The sequence below is a fragment of the Oleiphilus sp. HI0080 genome (assembly GCF_001635135.1).
On sequence record NZ_LWFU01000544.1, the window covers coordinates 1 to 7,409 of the forward strand.

The window sequence follows — 7,409 nt, forward strand, 5'->3', positions numbered from 1 at the left end:
CCTTTTTGATTGGTAACTGCGAATATCTGTGCCACTGGAGGTACCCTATAAACTGGTATAAATCAGCTGTGTGCACACAGCCGAACTATGAAACTGATTCTATAATAATTAAATGTCGCGCGGCTTCACAACTAGGAACGTTGAGTTTAATAATTTCTTTATACATATAACCCGGTCCAAGTGTGTCGGCTTCATTTTGTGCTTCACTGCCTTTCATAGCAAGAAGCTTTCCATTTTCTGTCAAACATGGTCCACAAAGCGCGGCAAAGTTATCTGCTGCGGTGAACGCCCGCGAAATGATCAGTGGAAACGTTCTAACGCCGACAATATTTTCAATACGAGTATGAAGCACTTCTACATTCTTTAACCCCAGCGCTATCAAGGCCTGAGTCAGAAAACGGGTCTTTTTAATATTACTATCAACAAGCGTAAATTGCTTTTCAGGATAGAGTAATGCCAAAGGAATACCTGGAAGTCCAGGACCTGTACCTACATCCATCACAGTATCCGCATCTATAAACGGTACAACACTCAAAGAGTCAATAATATGGCGATCCAACATATCGCTTGGATCTCTAACTGCGGTTAAGTTGTATGTACTGTTCCAGCGAGCAAGTAATTCAATATAGGTCACGAGCTGTTCTGCTTGAGTAGAACTAAGTAGAACGCCTAATTCGGTCGCTGCAGTTAAAAGTCGTTGTGTAAAAGCTTCCGAGTCGATGTTAACTTTCATGGGCTAGACTTTCGTCGTTTGATTTTTCGGTTGGCGCATTTCAGCCTTTTTCATGTAAACCAAAACTAGGGAAACCGCTGCTGGCGTTACGCCCGGAATACGTGACGCCTGTGCAATAGTCTCTGGACGCTGCAATAGCAATTTCTGCTTAACTTCGTTGGACAAACCTGATACTTGCTCATAATCGAACATATCCGGAATCCGCGTATTCTCATTCTTACGAAGCTTTTCGATTTCATCTTGTTGTCGCGTTATATAGCCAGCGTATTTAGTTTGAACTTCAAGCTGCTCAGCCACATCTTCTCGAATATCAATATTAGAGTTAAGCTCCACGAGATCACGGAAATTAACCTCTGGACGACGAAGTAGTTCTTCGAGCGTGTACTCGCGAGAAAGTGGACTCTTCAAACGCTCATTCAGCTTACTTGCTGCGTCAGTATTCGGATGAACCCATGTTTTCTGTAGGCGTTCACGCTCTACTTCGATCGCCTGAAGCTTTTCTTGGTGGAATGCCCAGCGAACATCACCGACCACACCCAACTTACGACCAATTTCGGTTAATCGAATATCTGCGTTGTCTTCACGCAGCAATAGCCGATACTCTGCACGACTGGTAAACATGCGGTAGGGCTCTGATGTACCGAGAGTAATAAGATCATCAACCAACACGCCAATATAAGCTTCGTCTCGACGCGGATACCATTCTGACTCTCCCCTAGCTCTACGCGCTGCATTTAAACCCGCCAGCAATCCTTGAGCACCGGCCTCTTCATATCCTGTAGTTCCATTGATTTGGCCAGCAAAGTAGAGCCCATTAACATAACGTGTCTCTAAGGTATGCTTTAAATCTTGAGGATTGAAGTAATCATACTCAATGGCATAGCCTGGGCGCGTAATGTGTGCGTTTTCAAAGCCGACCATGGACCTGATCGCTTGAATCTGAATATCAAAGGGTAAGCTTGTAGAGATACCGTTAGGGTACAGCTCGTGCGTTGATAAGCCTTCCGGCTCCACGAAAATCTGATGTGAATCTTTATCAGAAAAACGATTAATTTTATCTTCAATCGAGGGACAGTATCGCGGTCCAGTTCCTTCAATAACACCAGTGAACATTGGGGAACGAGAAAAACCTGATCGAATAATATCGTGTGTCCGCTCGTTGGTATGCGTAATGAAACACGAGATCTGCTGAGGGTGTTCCGATACTTTACCCATATACGACATAACTGGAGTCGGCGTATCGCCTGGCTGTTCCTGCATCACACTGAAATTAACACTACGTGCATCAATACGCGGAGGAGTGCCCGTTTTTAAACGCCCAACTCGAAAAGGAAGTTCCCTTAAACGGTTTGCCAATGCAATTGAAGGCGGGTCACCCGCTCTTCCGCCGCTATGATTTTCAAGCCCAATGTGGATAACGCCACCTAAAAAGGTTCCTGTTGTCAGGACGACTGAGTGAGCTCGAAATATGATCCCCATATTCGTTACAACACCTTTGACAGTGTTATTTTCGACAACCAAGTCATCAGCTGACTGCTGGAAAATCTCCAAATCATCCTGATTTTCCAATATGGTTCGTATCGCAGCTTTATACAATGCTCTATCTGCTTGAGCGCGGGTTGCTCGAACTGCAGGTCCCTTTCGGCTATTCAGCACCCTAAACTGTATACCAGCTAAGTCTGTTGCTTTCGCCATCGCACCGTCTAAGGCATCTATTTCTTTGACTAAATGACTTTTTCCTATCCCACCAATTGCCGGGTTGCAGGACATCTGACCAAGTGTCTCGATGTTATGAGTCAAAAGTAGCGTCTGGGCACCCGTTCTTGCTGCCGCAAGCGCGGCCTCAGTTCCAGCGTGACCGCCGCCAATGACAATAACATCGTAATGCTTGGGATATTCCACAAAAACCTCTACAGGAAAAGGATCTAAAAAATGGCGCGCAATTATAATCTCTATGGCGTCCTTGTACAGTAAATACGTACAAAAATCATACAGTTTATTTTGCTTACTCGGTTAAGAAAACAGAATGCTCTCCTAAACAACGATATTACGCAGGTTTAGGCTACTTATCCAAAGAGTTATCCACAGATTAACCGAGAATTTTAGACAAGAATATAACGTAACNTATTGATTTAATTGGTTTATAAAAATAATCTATTAAATTCTGGACGAAAATTTATTAAGTTATACACAAAGAACCAACCTAGCAACGCTAAGTAGTTGATTTTATTACTGACCGTCATGATAAAGCGAAGTCTCGGTTCAAGTACCAGAAAAGAACAATGTTCAATATGGCCAGGATCGCAAAGAATATTGGGATACTCAAACCAACAATACCAAGTAAAAGCATCGCAAAAACGGCACTAAAAACCATGAATAAGGCATTAATAATGTTGATGACAGCGATAATTCTCGCTCGAAACTCGGGCTTAGCTCTGATTTGAATTAACGCATACAAGGGAACAATAAACACCCCACCAAATATACCAATTCCAAGCACACATAAAAGAATTAGCGATAAGCTAAGCTGCGAGAAAAACACCTTCCAATCTGTAGGGTTGATTGTTTCTGGAATCACCAAATACAAGCAAAATCCAAATACCGCTAAGCCTGCTATTCCGGAATTTACGAGCGACTGCGTAATATAACGCCTGCTTAGCCGCTCAACCATGAGAGAACCCAGACCAATCCCTAGTGAAAATATAGTCAACAGCAACGTAACGACGCTTGTATCACCGTTCAAAACAACGCGAGCAAAATTAGGAAATTGCGTCAAATAACTGGCCCCTAAAAACCAAAACCAAGATACCGCAATAACAGCCTTGAAAGAGATCTTGTCTGTCGCCGCTTGTTTGATTTGTGCGCATGTCCCTCTAACGATATTTAGATCAAGCTCAATACTAGTATCTGAGCTAGGCGCTTCCGGTATATTCAAACTTGATAGGTAGCCTATGACTGCAAGAGCCACTACTGCAACGGCACAAACCTCACGATGAGAGTCAGATTCGAGAATAATTCCTGCAAAGATAGTCCCAAGTAGAATTGCAACAAATGTGGCCATCTCAACAAGTGCATTTCCGCCAACTAACTCTCCTTTAGCTAAATGCTGAGGGAGTAAAGCATACTTAACGGGACCAAAAAGAGTCGACTGGCAGCCCATCAAAAAGAGAACAAACAACAGTGAGTAATATGCTTCGAAGTACAGCGCTGCAGCGGCTAGCACCATAATAATAATCTCTGCAAATTTTACCTTTCTTACTAAGGCGGATTTTTCATACTTGTCTGTTATTTGTCCAGCAATCGATGAAAACAAGAGAAAAGGTAGAATAAATAGACCAGCGGCAAGATTGAGTAAAACATTGGAATCAACCGACAAGTTTGAAGTGGCAGAAAACGCTAGAATCAGCATCAACGTATTTTTGAATATGTTGTCGTTACAGGCCCCAAAAAACTGAGTAAGAAAAAGAGGTAAAAACCTTTTAGATCGGAGGAGCTTGGACTGACTCATCAGCGTTTACCTTCTACGTTTTTTATAAATTATTTTCCAATGCAGAAACTGCCAAAAATCTCGCCCAGTAAATCATCAGCTGAAAAACGTCCTGTTATGGTACTAAGTGCTTCTTGAGCTAAACGTAAATCTTCCGCGAGCAGCTCACCGGCATTTGCTTGTACTAACTGATCTCTTCCGAGCTCAACATGATGTAAGGCAGTTTTCAGTGCAGTTAAATGACGCCGTCGAGCCGTGAAAGACCCTTCCTCAACATTGTTAAAACCCACAAATTCTTTGAGATAGGATTTCAACAAATCAATACCAAAACCAGTCTTAGCGGAAAGTCTTATTCGCTGCCATCCCGCCTGCAGAAAATTTGACTCGGCATCAAGATTAGATTGATCAATTTTATTCTGAACAAGAACAACATGATCACGCCTACTTAGCCGCGCCAAAAAATCACTCCAATCTTTGTCGGGATCAAAATTTGGTTCTTTTACCCCATCATAAACCAGCAATATCAAATCGGCCTGATTGATTTCTTTCCATGCTCGCTCTATGCCTATCTGTTCTACTTTGTCATTACTCTCTCTGAGACCGGCAGTGTCAATGATATGCACAGGTAAACCATCAATAGAAATCTGCTCTTTAAGCACATCTCGCGTTGTACCCTCGATATCTGTAACGATGGCAGACTCCGATCCAGCCAACGCATTGAGCAGACTCGACTTGCCCGCATTAGGCCGACCCGCAATAACGACTCGAATACCTTCGGTTAACAAAGCTCCTTGATTTGCAACACTCATGATGTTTTCAAGTTTGAGTTTTAGTTCGTCAACCTGTTGAAGCACCTTAGAATCAGCTAAAAAATCGATCTCTTCTTCAGGAAAATCAATCGCAGCTTCTACAAACATTCTGATATTGATCAGTTCGTCCGTAATAGCGGTTACTCGCTTTGAAAAATCTCCGTGCAAAGATCGAAGAGCACTCCGAGCAGCGGCCTCAGAGGTACTATCTATCAGATCTGCAATTGCCTCAGCTTGAACTAAATCTAACTTATCATTCAAAAATGCACGCTGTGTAAATTCACCAGGCTCGGCCAATCGAGCACCGTAATCGATGCAAGTCCGTAGAAGCATATCAAGTACGATTGGCCCGCCATGAGCTTGAAGCTCCAATACATCCTCTCCAGTAAAAGAATTGGGAGCTTTAAAAGATAAGGCAATACCTTGATCTAACGGTTGATCGTTTTTATCAAAAAACGAACCATAATGCGCATAGCGAGGTCGAAGGGGCTGCTTTAAGAATTTTTGCGCTATCTCGGATGATTTTGGACCAGACACTCGAATGATACCAACGCCACCACGGCCAGTAGCCGTAGCAATTGCCGCGATGGTATCAACGTGATATTCAATCATCGAGGGTTAGGCACCCGCACCTTTTTCTATCTGGCGCGTAATAACCCATTGTTGTGCAATCGAAAGAATATTATTCACTAGCCAATAAAGCACTAGGCCTGAAGGGAACCAAAGAAAAAATACCGTCATCATAACAGGCATGATTTTCATGATTCGAGCCTGCATTGGATCAGGAGGGGTTGGGTTCAACTGCATTTGAATAAACATACTGATACCCATCAAGATCGGTAACACGAAAAAGGGATCTTTTACTGATAAGTCATGAATCCAAAAGAAGAAAGGCGCATGTCGCAGCTGTACGCTTTCCAACAAGACCCAATATAGCGCGATAAAAACAGGCATCTGCACAAGGATCGGTAAGCAACCACCGAGCGGATTTATCTTTTCTTTGCGATAGAGATCCATCATCGCTTGTGACATTTTCTGGCGATCTTCACCATACTGCTCTTTTAACGCCTGCAACTTAGGAGCTACACGACGCATATTTGCCATAGAACGATAACTCGCTGCAGACAATTTAAAGAACAATGCTTTGACCACGACCGTGACCAAGATAATTGCGACACCCCAGTTTAAAACTAGGCCGTGTAAGAAATCCAAAAGAAGAAACAGTGGGTAAGCAACAAAGAACAACCAACCATAGTCGACTGTTAAATCCAGACGTTTAGCGGCTTGCTCTAAACGGTCAATAATTTTCGGGCCCAAGTACAACTGGCCACCAACACTTCCTTTTTCCCCTGGCTGAACAACCGTAGCAGGGCTAATATAACCCATCAGATATAGGCCATTTTTGACCCTAGTTTGATAGGTTTGCATTACTTCCGAATCTGGTATCCATGCCGAAATAAAGTAATGTTGTATAAATGCGAGCCAACCACCCTGAATCTGCTGATTAACTGGCGACTCAAGCATGTCATCGAAATCAATTTTCTCATACGGCTCTTGCTCACTAGAGAGCACCATCCCCAGATAAGATTGCATTCCCATACTCGTTTGACTAGACGGATCTACACTTCGATCTCGAACAATCTTCCCAGAAAAGTTAGCTTCAAATACTTCACTAGACTGGTTATTTATTAAATACTCAACATTGATTAAATAATCATCACGCTTAAACGTATAACGCTTGGTCAACTCTACGCCGCTTTCTGACGTATACTTCAGATCAACTTGGAGCTCTTCTTCATCTCCCAGCTCAAACGTGGTTTGCTCTACTTGGTAAATCGGTTTACCACCGTTCTTAGAAGAATCGAAACCATTCTTACCGAAAAGACCGCTTTCAACTGTATATAGTCGTTGCTGGTCGTTTTGAAGTAGCGCAAGTGGTGCTTCGGAGTTTAGTGTTTCGTCGTAATTTAGCATGAGAGCTTGTTGTAGATTTCCGCCCTCTGTGTCGATTGTTAGGTCTAGAACATCTGTTGTAACTCTAATTAACTGGCCATCTGAATCAGAAGAGGGTGCTTGGTTGGCATCTTCTTGGTTACTAGGAACAGAAAATTCGTGCTCAGAATCTGTATTACCAACCTCCAACTCTGTTTGCATCGTTGAGCGAGTGGAAGATGTTTGTTGGTTTACTTGCGAGGCATTCGTCGTCTGAGTAACCGCTTGTCCATAATCTGCATTCCACTCCAAAACGAGCATATACGAGACAACTGCTAAGCCAATAAAAATAATCGTTCTTCGGATATCCATGTATTAAAAACCAGCTAATTCAAATGAATGTATTATTCGGACTTTTCAGTTTCATCGTTAGCTTTAGGTGGAACGG

5 protein-coding genes are annotated in these 7,409 nt (G+C 42.8%); all 5 read right to left on the minus strand.

What is annotated here, in order from left to right:
• Positions 1-85 precede the first annotated feature (85 nt).
• Positions 86-733 (minus strand): 16S rRNA (guanine(527)-N(7))-methyltransferase RsmG, encoded by a 648-nt coding sequence (gene rsmG / locus A3751_RS11845; RefSeq protein ID WP_082863214.1) that lies wholly within the window; start codon positions 731-733, stop codon positions 86-88.
• A 3-nt stretch (positions 734-736) separates the two neighbouring features.
• Positions 737-2,635, minus strand: a complete 1,899-nt coding sequence (gene mnmG, locus A3751_RS11850; protein ID WP_068456195.1) for a tRNA uridine-5-carboxymethylaminomethyl(34) synthesis enzyme MnmG — start codon at positions 2,633-2,635, stop codon at positions 737-739.
• A gap of 337 nt (positions 2,636-2,972) precedes the next feature.
• Entirely contained in the window at positions 2,973-4,241 is a 1,269-nt protein-coding gene (locus tag A3751_RS11855) for an MFS transporter (RefSeq protein ID WP_082863215.1), read from the minus strand.
• Between the two features lie 29 nt (positions 4,242-4,270).
• Positions 4,271-5,641, minus strand: a complete 1,371-nt coding sequence (gene mnmE / locus A3751_RS11860) for a tRNA uridine-5-carboxymethylaminomethyl(34) synthesis GTPase MnmE (RefSeq protein WP_197466301.1) — start codon at positions 5,639-5,641, stop codon at positions 4,271-4,273.
• Positions 5,642-5,647: 6 nt separating this feature from the next.
• Complete coding sequence (gene yidC, locus A3751_RS11865) at positions 5,648-7,333, minus strand: membrane protein insertase YidC (RefSeq protein ID WP_068456201.1); 1,686 nt, start codon at positions 7,331-7,333, stop codon at positions 5,648-5,650.
• Between the last annotated feature and the right edge of the window lie 76 nt (positions 7,334-7,409).

Coding starts and splice junctions, on each gene's coding strand:
- rsmG (WP_082863214.1), bottom strand. CDS start 733: ATGAAAGTTAACATCGACTCGGAAGCTTTTACACAACGACTTTTAACT.
- A3751_RS11855 (WP_082863215.1), bottom strand. CDS start 4,241: ATGAGTCAGTCCAAGCTCCTCCGATCTAAAAGGTTTTTACCTCTTTTT.
- mnmE (WP_197466301.1), bottom strand. CDS start 5,641: ATGATTGAATATCACGTTGATACCATCGCGGCAATTGCTACGGCTACT.
- yidC (WP_068456201.1), bottom strand. CDS start 7,333: ATGGATATCCGAAGAACGATTATTTTTATTGGCTTAGCAGTTGTCTCG.